Genomic DNA, 13,901 nt, shown 5'->3' with positions numbered 1-13,901 from the left:
CTTGTCGGCGCGGGTGCCGCGTTTGGAAGTGACCCTTTGATGGCACCAACCGACGAACTGGTCTTCGCCCCCCTCGGTGGGGTCGGCGAGATCGGCATGAATCTCGGCCTCTACGGCTTTGGCCCGCGCAAGGCCCGCACCTGGCTCATCGTCGATCTCGGCATGAGCTTCGCGGGCGAGGAGGCGCCGGGGGTCGACCTCGTCCTGCCCGACATCCGCTTCTTGGAGGCCGAGAAGAAGCACATCGCCGGCCTGGTCCTCACCCATGCCCACGAAGACCATATCGGCGCGGTGCTGGACCTCTGGCCACGCCTGAAGTGTCCCATCTACACCACCCGCTTCACGGCCGGGCTGCTGGAAGCCAAGCGCGCGGGCGAGCCTGGCGCGCCGTCCCAGCTGCCGATCACCGTGGTGCGCAGCGGCGGGACCGTGGAAATCGGCCCCTTCGGGGTTGAATTCATCCCGGTCGCCCACTCGATCCCAGACAGCCACGCCCTGGCGATCCGCACTGCCGCAGGGCTGGTGGTCCACACCGGCGACTGGAAGCTGGACCCGACCCCGGTGGTGGGCCTGCCCACGGATGTCGCCCGACTCAAGGCGCTGGGCGACGAGGGCGTCCGCGCCATCATCTGCGATTCCACCAACGCGGTGCGCGACGGCGTTTCGCCGTCCGAGGCGGATGTGGGGGCCTCGCTCCGGGAGATCGTCGGCAAGGCGAAGCACCGGGTGGCCTTTACCACCTTCTCCTCCAACGTGGCGCGCATCCGCGGCATCGCCGAGTCGGCCTACGCCAATGGCCGTGAGGTGGTGGTGGTGGGCCGCGCGCTGGAGCGCGTCATCGGCGTCGCCCGCGAGCAGGGCCTGCTGGATGGGGTGCCCGCGTTCCGCACCGCCGAGGCCTATGGTTACCTGCCGCGTGAGAAGGTCGTGGCCATCCTCACCGGCAGCCAGGGCGAGCAGCGCGCCGCGCTGCGCCGCATCGCCGACGACGACCACCCGGAGATCGCTCTGTCGCCCGGCGACCTGGTGGTGTTCTCCTCGCGCACCATTCCGGGCAACGAGAAGGTGGTGAACCACATCATCAACGCCCTCACCAAACGGGGCGTCGAGGTGCTGACCGACCGCAAGGCGCTGGTCCATGTGTCCGGCCATCCGCGCCGGGGTGAGCTTGCGGAAATGTACCGCATGGTACGGCCGCAGGTGTCGATCCCGGTTCACGGTGAGGCGCTGCACTTGCATGAGCATGCCCAGCTGGCGAAGAGCCTCGGCGTGCCCGAGGTGGTCAATTGCTATGACGGCAACGTCATCCGCCTCGCCCCCGGCCCGGCGGAGCGGGTGGACGACGTGCCCTTCGGCCGCCTCTACAAGGACGGCCGGCTGCTGATCCCCGATGGCGGCCGCTCGATCCCGGAGCGGCGCAAGCTCTCCTTCGTGGGCGCGGTGTCGGTCGCCGTCGCCGTGGACCGGCAGGGTGGGCTTGCCGGCGACCCGTCGGTGGAGATCACCGGCGTTCCGGAGCGGGGGGAGGGCGGCATCGACATGCTTGACCACGTGCTCGACACCGTGGTGGCGACGCTCGATAACCTGCCCAAGGCCCGCCGCCGCGATCCTGATGCGCTGGCGGAAACCCTGGAGCGCGCGGTGCGCAGCGCCGTGAACGCGGTGTGGGGCAAGAAGCCGGTGTGCCACGTCCATATCCTGGAGGTGTGAGCGGTGAGAGGGCGCGGCCGGCCGGGCGCTTCTTCGACCTCCGGCGTGTTCCGCGCCAGCTTCGCTTGCGGTATGGATCGACAAATCTGAGCGGAGGAAATCATGATCGGACGCCTGAACCATGTGGCCATCGCGGTGCGCGACATCGCCGCCGCCTCCGCGCTGTATCGGGACACGCTGGGCGCGGATGTCTCGGCCGCCGTGCCGCAGGCGGAGCATGGCGTGACCACGGTGTTCGTCACCCTGCCCAACACCAAGATCGAGTTCCTGGAGCCGCTGGGAGAGAATTCCCCCATCGCCAAGTTCCTGGAGCGCAATCCCGACGGCGGCATCCACCACATCTGCTACGAGGTGGATGACATCCTCACCGCCCGCGACCAGCTGAAGGCAACCGGCGCCCGTGTGCTCGGCTCCGGCGATCCCAAGATCGGCGCCCATGGCAAGCCGGTGCTGTTCCTGCACCCCAAGGATTTCAACGGTACCCTGGTGGAGCTGGAGCAGGCCTGATCAGACGGCGGGCGGTTGCCGGTGGCACCGCCGAAGCCGTCCTTGAAGTCGTGAACCGAGGACGCTTGCCCCGATCGGCCTGCCCTGCCGGCGGACCGGGGTGCGCCAGCAAGGAACGCCGCGTGTCGATCGGTGCCGTCGTCGCCATTTATTTCATTGTCTGGTGGACCGCCCTGTTCGCGGTCCTGCCGTGGGGCGTGCGCTCCCAGGCGGAGAGCCGGGACATCACGCCCGGCACCGATCCGGGCGCGCCGGTGCGTCCCGCGCTGCTCAAGAAGGCCCTCGCCACCACCATCGTCGCGGCGGTTATCACCGCCGGCATCGTCTGGCTGATCACCAGCGGCATCGTCTCGCTCGAAGACCTGCCCATGCCCTTCGACACCAAGGAGGGGTGAGCCGGGGGCCGGCGAGCCAGACGGCACCACGGCCTGTCGGCATCGCCCCTGCGGCGCCTGAGCATGCCACCGCGGCCTTGGTCCGCCGCCGGGGCCGATGCGATCAGTGGAGCCGCGGGCTGCCGGGATGGGCCATGGCGGTAGCGATCGGCCCCTGGAGCGCAAGACGCAGGAAGCGTTCGCTGGTTACCGGGCGGCCAAACAGATAGCCCTGCCCAAAGCCGCATCCGCGCTCCTTCAGGAAGGCGCATTGCTCGGGAGCCTCGATGCCCTCCGCCACCACATCGAGCCCGAGCGCACGGGCGATGGAGATGATGGCGGTGGCAATTTCCGCGTCGGCGGCGCGGGGCAGGTCGTGCACGAAACTGCGGTCGATCTTCAGCTTGGAAATGGGAAAGCGCTTGAGATAGGCCAGTGACGAATAGCCGGTGCCGAAATCGTCGAGCGCGATGCGCACGCCGCTGTCGCGCATGTCACGCAGCTTGCGTTCGGCCGCCACAGCGCCGAACAGCACGTTCTCGGTGATTTCCACCTCCAGCCGCGCAGCGGGAAGGCCGGTGCGGCGCAGCACCTCTTCGATGCGCTCGCAGAGGGTGCCACGCTGAAACTGCCGCGGCGACAGATTCACGGCGATGAAATCGAGATCGGCCCCCGCAGCGGTCCATTTGGCCATCTGCTGGCAGGCCTCCTCCAGCACCCAGTCGCCCAGGGGCTCGATGAGGCCGGTTTCCTCGGCGAGCGGAATAAAGCGGTTGGGCAGGACAAGGCCATGGACCGGGCTCTGCCAGCGCACCAGCGCCTCCGCGCCCGCGATGCGCCCGTTGGCCAGGTCCACCACCGGCTGGAAGTTCAGGCGGAACTCCTCGCGCACGAGGCCGCGCCGGAGGTCCGCTTCCATCTCCATGCGGACCCGGGCGCTGCGGGTGAGTGCCTGGGTGTAGAAAGAATAGATCCCGCGCCCCTGTGCCTTCGCCTCGGCCAGAGCCGTGTTGGCATGCTGGAGCAGCTGGGCGGCATCGTCGGCGTCGAGCGGATGGAGGCTGATGCCCACGCTGGCGCCCAGATAGATCTCGCCGCCATTGATCGTGAACGGCCGCGCCAGTTCGTCGATGAGGCGCGATGCGGCGAGGGCCGCATCCTGCGGCCCCTCGATCTCCTCAAGGATCACCACAAACTCGTCGGCGCCGTAGTGCCCGAGCGTGGCATCGGCATCAAGCGCGGCGCGGATGCGATCGGCCGCCGCCTTGAGCACCGCATCGCCGGCAATATGGCCGAGGCTGTCGTTGACGGTCTTGAAGCGGTCGATGTCCAGGAACAGCACGGCGCAGGTCTTGCCGGCCCGGCTGACAGCAAGGTCGAGGAGGGATGCGAGCAGGGTGCGGTTGGGCAGGTCGGTGAGGGGATCGTAATGGGCGATCCGGTCGAGCTCGAATTCCGAATGCTTGATCCGGGTGATGTCCTGGAAGGCGCCCACATAGTTCTGCGGCTTGCCCTTCTCGTCAAAGACGGTGCGGATGCTGAGCTGCTGGAGGAAGATCTCGCCGTTCTTGCGGCGGTTCCAGATCTCGCCGTGCCAGCTGCCTGTCGAGGTGAGAGCACCCCACATGCCGCGATAGAATTCGCGGTCGTGACGGCCGGAATGCATGGTGCGCATGGACCGGCCGAGGATCTCCGCCTCGCAATAGCCGGTGATCTGCGAAAACGCCGGGTTTACGGCGGAAACCACCGCGTTGAGATCGGTCACCACCAGTCCGTCGTGGGCGCTGGCGAACACAGCGGCGGCAAGGCGCAGGTGGCGCTCGCTCTGCTTCTGCGCCGTCACATCCGTGATCATGCCCACCACGCGGGTCACGGCGCCATCGCCGTCACGGGTGGCGAGGCCACGCCACCGCACATCGCGACTGGCGCCGTCGGGCCGGGAAATCCGGATGTCGAGATCGACGTCGCTGCCGCCGCGGACAAGATCCTTCCGAACGGCGGCGACCTTGCGGCGGTCCGCGCCGCGCAGCATCTGGCGAAAGGTCCGCCGTATGTCGACGGGGGCTTTGGGGGCGATGCCGAGGATGTCACGGGCACGGGGCGACAGATACAGGCTGCGGCCCACATGGATGTCGAATACCCCCTGGTCCGACCCCCTGGCCGCCAGATCGAAGCGTTCCTCGCTCTCCCGCAGGGCCATGCTGTCGCCGCTGCTGGCAGGTCCCGGGCCCGTCGCGCCGGACACGAGCGGGGCTGCCAGAGAGGCAGCGGCCGCGGCGGGGACGAAGGTTGCGGGTTTACCGGCTTCGGATTCACGTCCATCGCCGTGCGCGCGCGGTTTCCGGACCAGCCTGTATGCGACCATCACCCCGAGCAGAAGCAGGACGCTGGCGAGGATCACGGCCTGAGGGGAGGTCGAGTGGGAAAGTTCCGCTACGTCCTGCCACAGCGCCGACGCCGCCGCAGGGCTGGCCGACACGGCCAAGACCGCAAGGCCCTGGGCAGCGCCGGAGAGGAACGTGGCAACGCGTGCCCTCATTGTCCCATCTGTCCGACGCTCCGCCTTGCATCCCACCGGCAGGGTCCCGGCAAGAATAACTTCATGGCACTTTAGTACCTCTATAATGTGGATTTATAAATCTATTCCCTATCAAAAACAATGGCTCCAGTTATGCACCGGTTCCTCAGCCCTGCGTCATTTCGGTCCGAAATCTCGAGGCGCATTGCTGGGCTCAATAGCCGATCGGGCCCGTGCCCGTGGTTTTGATCTACCGCCAGATCATATGGAGCCTTGTGAGGGCGCCCCTCATCCTCCATTTATGGGATGTGCCCGCCGTCCTTGAAACGGCAAGGCTCGGAGATTACCCATGAGTGTTGCTTCCGAAACGTCCACCGCAGCCCCGGCCCCTTCGCCTGCCAAGCGGAGCCTACCGCCTGTGATCCGCATCACCGATGCCGCCGCCGAACAGTTGCGCGAGATCCTCGCGGCAGCGGAGCCGGGCACTGCGTTGCGCGTCGGCATTGAGAACGGCGGCTGCGCCGGCATGTCCTACAAGATGGATTTCACCACTGAGATCGCCCCCTTCGACTCGGTCGTCGAGGACAAGGGCGTAAAGGTGGTGGTGGACACCAAGGCCGTGCTCTTCCTGCTCGGCACCGAGATGGACTACAAGACCGACAAGGTCTCGTCCCAGTTTGTGTTCAATAATCCCAACCAGACCTCGTCCTGCGGCTGCGGTGAATCGGTCGCGATCACGCCGGTCGACATGAGCGCTGCGTCCGGCCAGGGCTGAACACAGGCTCATTGCGAAGTTCATCTGCGGTTCATCCGCACGGGGACAAGAGAAGCGGGCGGCTGAGGCCGCCCGGCGTGAGGCGCGGGCGGACCAGCCGCACAAGCTTCACAGCACGAAAGGTGCCATCTTGACCCCATCTCTTCTCGCCACCCTTCTGGCGAGCCCCATCTTCGGCGTCGTCGCGCGCCTGCTGCTCACCTTCATCTTCTGGGGCGCGGGCCTCGACAAGCTGATGAACTATCCGGCCAATCTGGCCGAGCTGTCATTCTTCGGCGTCGAGCCGTCGGGCGTGTTCGCACCGGCCGTCATCGCCGTGCTGCTCATCGGCTCCGTTCTGGTGCTGCTCAACCGCGCGGCGTGGCTCGGATTCGGCATGCTGGCGGTATTCACGGCGCTCACCATCCCCATCGCCCATCCGTTCTGGGCCATGGATGGGGAAAAGCGGCTGTTCGAGTTCCACGTGGTAGTGGAGCACATCAGCCTCATCGGCGGACTGATGGTGGGTGCGATCCTGTGCCGGAAGCTGGAGCTGGAGCGCCAGGGGCGTGAGGCGCGCCTCGCGCAGGGCCGCAAGGCGTGAAGGCGCGGAAGGTGTGAACGTGGATGGCGGCTGCGTTGCCGGCGGCCGTCATCTTCCCTAAAGTCCCGCTCCCGGTCGTCATCGCGCGTCCGGCCCGGGCGGACGTGGCGAAACCGGTAGACGCACGAGACTTAAAATCTTGCGCCGCAAGGCGTGCGGGTTCGAGTCCCGCCGTCCGCACCAATTCAAGTCAGCCTTGCCTTGGCGCTTGCTCTCCCGCTCCGTGCTGGACGCCGCCGCATCGTAGCGATGCGGCGGTCGCTGTTGGCTCAGGCTGCGCGGGCGAAGGGCGGCTGGTCCTGCGGCTTTCCGGGCTGGGTGGCGCTCAGGAGCCGTGTCTGGACGAGTTCTGCGACCTCCAGCAGCTCGCTGTTCCAGGCGAGGGCGGACTGCTGCAGGAAGGCCGCTTCGCGCGAGAACGCTGCCGTGGGGTTGTGTTCCTTGGCGAGGTCGTTCAGGAGCTGGACCTGCTCCTGCATCTGTCGTCCGACGAACTGCTGCACATGGGCGGACGCAGCCAGCGGACAGTCGAAGAACAGGTTCTTCCAGACCGCGAACGGCCAAGCCACTGGTGGCGAGCCGGTGCTGAGGGCGCGGGCCAAGCCTTGAAAAACTGCGGAATCATTCATGTTGTCTCTCCCGTCGGGCGTTCCCCCCGATCCGTCCACGTCCCGCTCGGGACGCAGCACTCCCACAGCCACTATCAAGGATCTTGTGCCGGCTAAGCCTTGCGCGAGGTCAAATGCCTTGCGAACGCGATGCGCAAAAATCACATTTCCAAGGGTTACCCTCGGGAGGGGGTGATTCCATCGATGCACCCCTTCGCCACCGCGCAGGCGGAGCCGCTGGCTTCCTGCCGGAGCGGCGGGCGAATGGCGCTATCGTCAACGCATCGTGATGGCCCATTCGGGCCGGCCGATGTACGAGACCGTAAGGTCCGGGGAGAGAAATGCATGTCCCAGTTGCCGCACGGCTTCCGTCAGATCCGCATGGAGCTTGCCCGTGAGAAGGGCCATCCGGAAGGCTCGCGCACGTTCGGTTACAGCTTCGTGGCGCCGCTGAACGAGGCGGGGCGCATCGATCCCACTTTGTGGGCGAAGCACCGCGAGGTCTGCCGCGTGGTCCGGTTCCGCCCCGACGAGGCGGACGAGGTGGGCCATCTGGTGCGTCGCCCCGGCGGAAGCTGGGCGTTCCGCTATGACATCCACGGCACCGACGACGACGAGGCCGGCTATCGCTTCGGCGACGAAAGCTTCGAGGTGGGCGAGTATATTTCGGTTCGCGAAGACGACGAGATGCACACCTTCCGCGTGGTGTCGTCCGAGCAGGTGTGATGCGAACGGCGGCCCGCCAGCAAGACGGGCCGCCATCCATTCAGTAGGACTTGTACTCCGCCTTGCCCCCGGACATGGCGAATTCCTCCTCCGGCGACAGCACCAGCTTGTGGCGGCCGATGGCGGCGAAATAGGCGAGGCCCGCGGCGAACCACAGGGCGACGCCGAGCACCCCGTTGCGATAGATGGGGTCCGACAGCTGGAAGTAGATGGTGACGAGGGCGATGATGATGGTCAGCACCGCCCCGGCGACTCCGAACGGGCTTTTATAGGGCCGCTCGATGTGCGGCATGTTCCTGCGCATCAGGATGAACGACAGGGCCTGCATCACGTAGGACAGCATGGCGCCGAACACCGCCATGTTGAGCAGCGTGCCACCGATGGCCGCCGCGCCCGCCTCCGCCCCCAGCGCGAACCAGATGCCGAGCATGATCACCAGGCCGACGATGGCGCCGGCGATCATGGCCACGTGAGGCGTCTTGCGCCCGCCGTGGGTCACGGAAAGGCCGCGCGGGAAATAGCCGGCGCGGGAGAGCGAATAGATCTGCCGGCCCTGGGCATAGATGATGGTGTGGAACGAGGCGATCAGCCCGATCACCGCCACGAAGGCGAGCAGCCGGGCGAGCCCGTCACCATAGATGGCCTTGAAGCCGTCCAGCAGGGGCTCCAGCGAGGTGGACAGGCCGAACGCGCCGTTCGCCACGGATGAGTTGAGCCACAGGATCATGAAGGCGGAGACGATGAGGGTCGCCATGCCTGCCATGATGCCCTTGGGCATGTCGGTCTTCGGGTCCACCGATTCCTCGGCCGCCAGGGGCAATTGCTCGATGGCGAGGAACAGCCAGACGGCGAAGGGCAGGGCGGCAAGCGCCCCCGAAAGGCCGAAGGGCAGGAACGGGCCGCCGCCGTTGGGCAACTCCACCGCCGTCCCGTCCGGCCCGACGCCGATGTTGAGGGCCCATCGCGAGAAGTTCGCCACCGGCAGGGCGCTCACCCAGAAGGCAACGAGGCAGGCGAGTGCCGCCAGCGTAACCACCAGCGTCACCCGGAACGAGAGTTCCACGCCGGCGATGTTGAGCCCCACGAACAGGATGTAGCCGAAGATCCAGTAGACCGGCTGGAACGCCGGAGGCGTACCGAAGATGGAGCCCATGTAGGAGCCAATGAAGGACACCACCACTGCCGGCGTGATCACGTATTCCACATTCTCGCACAGGCCGGTGATGAAGCCGCCCCATGGCCCCATGGTGGTGCGGGCGAAGGAATAGGCGGCGCCCGTATGGGGCAGGGCCGGCGACATCTCGGCGATGGAGAAGGTGAGCCCCAGATACATGATGGCGATGATGACGGCGGCGATGAACATGCCACCCCAGCCGCCCGAGGCGATGCCCAGGTTCCAGCCCGAGAAATGGCCCGAGATCACCGCTCCGACGCCCAGCGCCCAGAGCGACCAGACCCGTGCATGCCGCTTCAGCGCCCGCTGCTCGAAATAGGCGACGTCCACCGTGGTGTACGTCACGCCGGCCTTGCTGCCATCTGCCATGAGACCCAGCCCTCCGTGAACGGGCGCCGGAGCCACTCCGCGCCCAAGCTTACGCACAGGCAACTTTGTTGCCAGTCTGGCAATTTCCGCAGCGTAATGCTCGCAGATCATGTGTCAGCTGGCGCTCAGCAGCGCCGGTGCGCGCCCGTTTTCGAGCAGCAGGTCGCTTTCATCCTTCAGTTCCACGCCGGTGACCTGCCGCCGTAGGGCTTCGCGGATGTGCCAGGCGAGCTTGAAGGCGGCGGCCTCGAAGCTCAGGCCCTCAGGGCGCACGTTTGAGATGCAGTTGCGCTCGGCATCGGTACGGCCGACCTGCGGATCGAAGGTGAGGTAGAGGCCGAGGCTGTCGGGCGAGGACAGGCCCGGCCGCTCCCCTACCAGCAGTACGCAGGCCCGCGCCTTCAGGAGGGCGCCCACCTCGTCCCCCAGCGCCACCCGCGCGCCGGAGGCGATGACCACTGGCGCGAGCCTCCAGCCTTGCTGGGCGATGAAGGGCTTGAAAGCCGCAAGAAACGGCTTCGTCTGGGCGTGGATGGCGGCGGAGGACAGCCCGTCCGCCACCACCAGCGCCAGATCCACGGGATCGCCCGCCGCCGCTTCCAGCATGGCGCGGCTGTCGTCGGAGAGGCGGCGGCCGAGGTCCGGGCGGCGCAAATAGATGTCCCGCGCCGGTGCCGCACTGGAGACCCGCAGGGTGGCAAAGCCGAGGCTCTCCACATCGGCAGTCACGCCATCCGCATCGAACGGCGTGTGGACCGCGTCGCGGGCCTGGGCGTGGGCGAGGGCGAAGCGCAGCACCTCTTCCGTGGGCAGGCTGGCCCCGGTGCGGCCGAGGGCGATGCGCGCGGGGGTGTGGCGGGAGAAGGCCGCCCAGGGATCTCGCGCGATCATGCCGCGCGCCCGGCCACATAGCCCAGGAGCGGATGGCGGGCATCGGCGGGCAGCAGCCGGCCATCGGGGGCGGTGATGTCCATGCGCTCCAGCCACGCCTCGAACTCCGGCGCGCGCTTCAGCCCCAGCAGTTCGCGGATGTAGAGCGCGTCGTGGAAGGAGGTGGATTGATAGTTCAGCATCACGTCGTCGGCGCCGGGAATGCCCATGATGTAGGTGACGCCCGCCGCCCCCAGCAGGGTGAGCAGCGTATCCATGTCGTCCTGGTCGGCTTCGGCGTGGTTGGTGTAGCAGACATCCACCCCAAGCGGCACGCCGAGCAACTTACCGCAGAAATGATCTTCCAGCCCAGCGCGGATGATCTGCTTGCCGTCATAAAGATATTCCGGCCCGATGAAACCGACCACGGTGTTCACCAGCAGCGGCTCGAAGGCCCGCGCCACCCCATAGGCACGGGCTTCCAGCGTCTGCTGGTCCACGCCGTGATGTTCGCCGGCGGAGAGGGCCGAGCCCTGGCCGGTCTCGAAATACATGGCGTTCTGCCCGACCGTGCCGCGCTTCAGCGCGCGGGCAGCGTCGGCGCCTTCGGCAAGCACCTTGAGGTCGATGCCGAAGGAGCGGTTGGCCCCTTGGGTCCCGGCGATGGACTGGAACACCAGATCCACCGGCGCGCCGCGCTCCATGAGGCCGATGGAGGTGGTCACATGGGTCAGCACGCAGCTCTGGGTGGGGATCTCGAAGCGGGTGATGACCTCATCCATCAGCTTCAGCAGGCGGTCGATGACGGGCAGGCTGTCGGAAGCGGGATTGATGCCGATCACCGCGTCGCCGCAGCCATAGAGCAGGCCGTCGAGAATGGCTGCGGACACGCCGGCGGCATCGTCCGTGGGGTGGTTGGGCTGCAGGCGCACCGCCATGGTGCCGGGCAGGCCGATGGTGTTGCGGAAGCGCGTGACCACCCGGCACTTCTTCGCCACCAGGATGAGGTCCTGGTTGCGCATGATCTTGGAGACGGCGGCCGCCATCTCCGGCGTCAGGCCGCGCGCCAGACCGGCGAGGACCTGTGACGTTGCCTCATGGGACAGCAGGAAGTCGCGGAAGTCGCCTACCGCCATGGCAGACACCGGCGCGAAGGCGTCGCCATCGTGGCTGTCGAGGATGAGGCGGGTGACCTCGTCGGTCTCGTAGGGCACGAGCGCTTCAGACAGGAACGCCTTCAAGGGCACGTCGGCAAGGCACATCTTGGCGGCTACGTTCTCCTCGGTGGTGGCAGCGGCGATGCCGGCCAGCATGTCGCCGGAGCGCGGCGGCGTCGCCTTGGCCATCAGCTCCTTCAGGTCCGCGAAGACGAAGGATTTCGCGCCGATGCGATGCACGTAAGCCATGGCGGTCTCCACGCTCTGTCCGGGGCAGGGACCTCTTTTCCTGCAACAAATATGCCTCTGGGGAAACTGTCCCGGACGGCCCGCGCGCTATTTTGGCACGCCGTTGATGACGAAGAGCGCGTTGAGGAACTGGTCCGGCGGGAACTTGCCGAAGCTCTTGGCATAGATGTCGCGGATGCGCTCGGTGCGGTAGAGGTCCGCGAGCGTCGCGTCCACCACCAGACGGAACGCTTGATCGCCGCGGGGCAGGGCGAGGGCATAGGTCTCGAAGGTGAAATACTGGTCGGAGAGGCTGAGGCGGTTGCCGGCCGGGCTGTTGGCGATCAGGTAGTTGAGGATGCCGCGATCGCCGAAATAGGCGTCGAGCTTGCCATCGGCGAGCTGCTTGAGCCCGTCGGGATGGTCGGTGACGGTGACGATGTCGGCGGCGATGCGCATCTGGCCCAGGGTGGAGCGCAGGGTCTCCTCGGTGGTGGTACCGCGCAGCACGCCCACCTTCTTGCCCTTGAGGTCCTCCAGCCCCTTCACCGGCGCGCCACGGGTGACGACGCCCGCCCCGTCGAGGAAGGTCGGCAGGGAGAAATCCACCAGCGCTCGCCGCGACATGGTCATGGAGGACGGCTCGCACAGGATGTCGATGCGCCCGTCGCGCACCGCCTCGAAGCGGTCCTCGGCGGTGACCTTCACATAATCCACCTTGATGGCCGGCAGCTTCAGCGTCCGCTTCACCCCGTCCGCCACCTCGCGGCACAGGTCCACGATATAGCCCGAGGGCTGGCCGTTGGCGGCGGCGTAGGAATAGGGCGGGGCGAACTGGCGATAGCCGATGCGAAAGGCTTCTCCGCCCGCCACCCGGTCGAGGGTCTGGGCACCGGCGGGGGCCGCACAGGCCGCGAAGATCGCCAGCGCCGCAAGGGGCGCCCACAGGCCGCGCAAGGGGGCACTCCCACGCGCTGATTGACCGGTTCCTGTCGCCATGCCCGTCCCCCCGAAACGTCTGCTTATAGCTCCCACCCGCGGCGCGATCTTGCCGTGCGCGGCGCGTCCCGCCAAGAGCTGCGTCGTTGGCACCATCGGATGCGGCCGCTTTCTCCCACGCCAACAGGGAACCCGACCTCGAGAGGCGCCGCCCGACTGCGTCACCAGGGCCTGTGTTCCGGAGCGAAAGTCGGCTTGGTGGCGGCGGTCATTTATTATATCTACATGGATATAGCTTAAGCGCGCCTCGCGTTTCGGCGCCTGCATTCTCCGGGGGAATTTCCATGAACGGATTGCTCAATCGGCGCGCGCTGCTCGGCGCGCTCGCAGGCTCCGCCGGGGCCCTCGCCCTGCCGCATCTGCCGGCGCTGGCGGCCCCGGCGCAGGGGCTCGAAATCCTCGGTGCGCCCAATGGCTCCACCATCGTGCTGCTGCGCCTGCTGCAGTCCGGCGCGCTCGACCAGGTGGCGCCCGGCGCGTCCTTCCGCCTGTGGCGCGACACGGACGAGTTGCGCGCCGCCATCGTCTCCGGCCGCACCAGCCTGTTCACCACCCCCACCCATGTGCCGGCGAACCTCGCCAATCGCGGCTTGCCGCTGAAGCTGTTCGCGATCCTGTCCATGGGCCATCTGTTCGTGGTGTCGGGGGACGAAGGCATCAAGTCGTTCAAGGACCTTGCCGGCAAGGAGCTGGTCGGCTTCTTCAAGAATGACATGCCCGACCTCGTCTTCCGCTCCATCGCCAAGGGCTACGGCATGGATCCGGACAAGGACATGAGCATCACCTATGTGCGCACCCCCATGGAGGCGGCGCAGATGCTGGCCGCCGGGCGCGCCACCACCGCCATCCTTTCCGAGCCGCCGGCTACCGCAGCCATCCTGATGGCGAAGAAGGAGGGCCGCATCCTCAACCGCGCCATCAGCCTGCAGGACGACTGGAAGGTGCAGCACAAGGGCCTCGGCCTGCCCATGGCCGGCATCGCCGTGCACGAGCGCCTGATCGAGCACAGCCCCGAGCTGATCGCGGCGCTCGGTGCGGGCCTGCCCGGAGCCCGCGACTGGGTGATGGCCAACAAGAGTGAAGCAGGCCAGCTCGCCGAGCAGAAGATGGACGTGAAGGCCCACATGTTCGCCAACGCCCTCGACCACTTCAACGTGGTGGCGGAAGCGGCGGCGAAACAGAAGGCCGGCCTCATCGCCTTCTACGAGACCCTTTTGGCCTTCGAGCCGGATGCATTGGCCGGCAAGCTGCCGCCCGACAGCTTCTACATGAACTTCTGAGGCGCCGATGGCCCGCCCCGGCT

Annotated in this window: 13 protein-coding genes and 1 tRNA gene; 8 read left to right on the top strand and 6 right to left on the bottom strand. The window is 67.1% G+C overall.

All coding sequences use genetic code 11. The features are described from left to right. Positions 1-39: 39 nt before the first annotated feature. The 3 genes from V5F66_RS06400 to V5F66_RS06390 all read left to right on the top strand — a co-directional run bounded on the left by V5F66_RS06400 (position 40) and on the right by V5F66_RS06390 (position 2,612). Positions 40-1,710, top strand: a complete 1,671-nt coding sequence (locus V5F66_RS06400; RefSeq protein WP_394093493.1) for a ribonuclease J — start codon at positions 40-42, stop codon at positions 1,708-1,710. Between the two features lie 102 nt (positions 1,711-1,812). Continuing rightward, positions 1,813-2,217, top strand: coding sequence for a methylmalonyl-CoA epimerase (gene mce, locus V5F66_RS06395; protein ID WP_394000591.1), 405 nt, complete (start codon positions 1,813-1,815; stop codon positions 2,215-2,217). A 122-nt stretch (positions 2,218-2,339) separates the two neighbouring features. Beyond that, complete coding sequence (locus tag V5F66_RS06390; protein ID WP_012116586.1) at positions 2,340-2,612, top strand: DUF1467 family protein; 273 nt, start codon at positions 2,340-2,342, stop codon at positions 2,610-2,612. 103 nt (positions 2,613-2,715) lie between these two features. Here the strand turns inward: V5F66_RS06390 and V5F66_RS06385 are convergent, their stop codons facing one another. After that, positions 2,716-4,791 (bottom strand): putative bifunctional diguanylate cyclase/phosphodiesterase, encoded by a 2,076-nt coding sequence (locus V5F66_RS06385; protein ID WP_049776061.1) that lies wholly within the window; start codon positions 4,789-4,791, stop codon positions 2,716-2,718. A gap of 667 nt (positions 4,792-5,458) precedes the next feature. Here V5F66_RS06385 and V5F66_RS06380 point away from each other — a divergent pair. The 3 genes from V5F66_RS06380 (at position 5,459) to V5F66_RS06370 (ending at position 6,650) form a co-directional block, all read left to right on the top strand. Further along, positions 5,459-5,884: a HesB/IscA family protein gene (locus V5F66_RS06380; protein WP_012116584.1), complete on the top strand. Its 426-nt coding sequence runs from the start codon at positions 5,459-5,461 to the stop codon at positions 5,882-5,884. Positions 5,885-6,014: 130 nt separating this feature from the next. Further along, entirely contained in the window at positions 6,015-6,467 is a 453-nt protein-coding gene (locus tag V5F66_RS06375) for a DoxX family protein (protein ID WP_394093492.1), read from the top strand. 98 nt (positions 6,468-6,565) lie between these two features. Continuing rightward, positions 6,566-6,650 (top strand) — tRNA-Leu (locus tag V5F66_RS06370). 86 nt (positions 6,651-6,736) lie between these two features. Here V5F66_RS06370 and V5F66_RS06365 read toward each other — a convergent pair. Further along, positions 6,737-7,096 carry a hypothetical protein gene (locus V5F66_RS06365; RefSeq protein ID WP_394005420.1) on the bottom strand — a complete coding sequence of 120 codons (360 nt, stop codon included), beginning with the start codon at positions 7,094-7,096 and terminating at the stop codon, positions 6,737-6,739. 324 nt (positions 7,097-7,420) lie between these two features. On the opposite strand from V5F66_RS06365, the gene V5F66_RS06360 reads away from it, so the two are divergent. After that, positions 7,421-7,801, top strand: a complete 381-nt coding sequence (locus V5F66_RS06360) for a hypothetical protein (RefSeq protein ID WP_041576008.1) — start codon at positions 7,421-7,423, stop codon at positions 7,799-7,801. A 40-nt stretch (positions 7,802-7,841) separates the two neighbouring features. Here the strand turns inward: V5F66_RS06360 and V5F66_RS06355 are convergent, their stop codons facing one another. The 4 genes from V5F66_RS06355 to V5F66_RS06340 all read right to left on the bottom strand — a co-directional run bounded on the left by V5F66_RS06355 (position 7,842) and on the right by V5F66_RS06340 (position 12,556). Continuing rightward, a complete protein-coding gene (locus V5F66_RS06355) occupies positions 7,842-9,344 on the bottom strand; it encodes an amino acid permease (RefSeq protein WP_394093491.1) in 1,503 nt (500 codons plus the stop codon). A 114-nt stretch (positions 9,345-9,458) separates the two neighbouring features. After that, positions 9,459-10,235 (bottom strand): ethanolamine ammonia-lyase subunit EutC, encoded by a 777-nt coding sequence (gene eutC, locus V5F66_RS06350; protein WP_394093490.1) that lies wholly within the window; start codon positions 10,233-10,235, stop codon positions 9,459-9,461. Further along, on the bottom strand, positions 10,232-11,620 hold the full coding sequence (locus tag V5F66_RS06345) for an ethanolamine ammonia-lyase subunit EutB (RefSeq protein ID WP_394093489.1): 1,389 nt from the start codon (positions 11,618-11,620) through the stop codon (positions 10,232-10,234). The genes eutC and V5F66_RS06345 overlap by 4 nt, the downstream gene beginning before the upstream one ends. Positions 11,621-11,707: 87 nt before the next feature. After that, positions 11,708-12,556, bottom strand: a complete 849-nt coding sequence (locus tag V5F66_RS06340) for an amino acid ABC transporter substrate-binding protein (protein WP_049776017.1) — start codon at positions 12,554-12,556, stop codon at positions 11,708-11,710. Between the two features lie 326 nt (positions 12,557-12,882). Between V5F66_RS06340 and V5F66_RS06335 the strand changes: the two genes are divergently transcribed. Further along, positions 12,883-13,878: an ABC transporter substrate-binding protein gene (locus V5F66_RS06335; RefSeq protein WP_394093488.1), complete on the top strand. Its 996-nt coding sequence runs from the start codon at positions 12,883-12,885 to the stop codon at positions 13,876-13,878. The last annotated feature ends 23 nt before the right edge of the window (positions 13,879-13,901 follow it).

It is taken from the genome of Xanthobacter versatilis (assembly GCF_043193975.1).
GTDB lineage: Bacteria > Pseudomonadota > Alphaproteobacteria > Rhizobiales > Xanthobacteraceae > Xanthobacter > Xanthobacter autotrophicus_E.
This window is presented reverse-complemented; position numbering and strand designations above follow the sequence as displayed.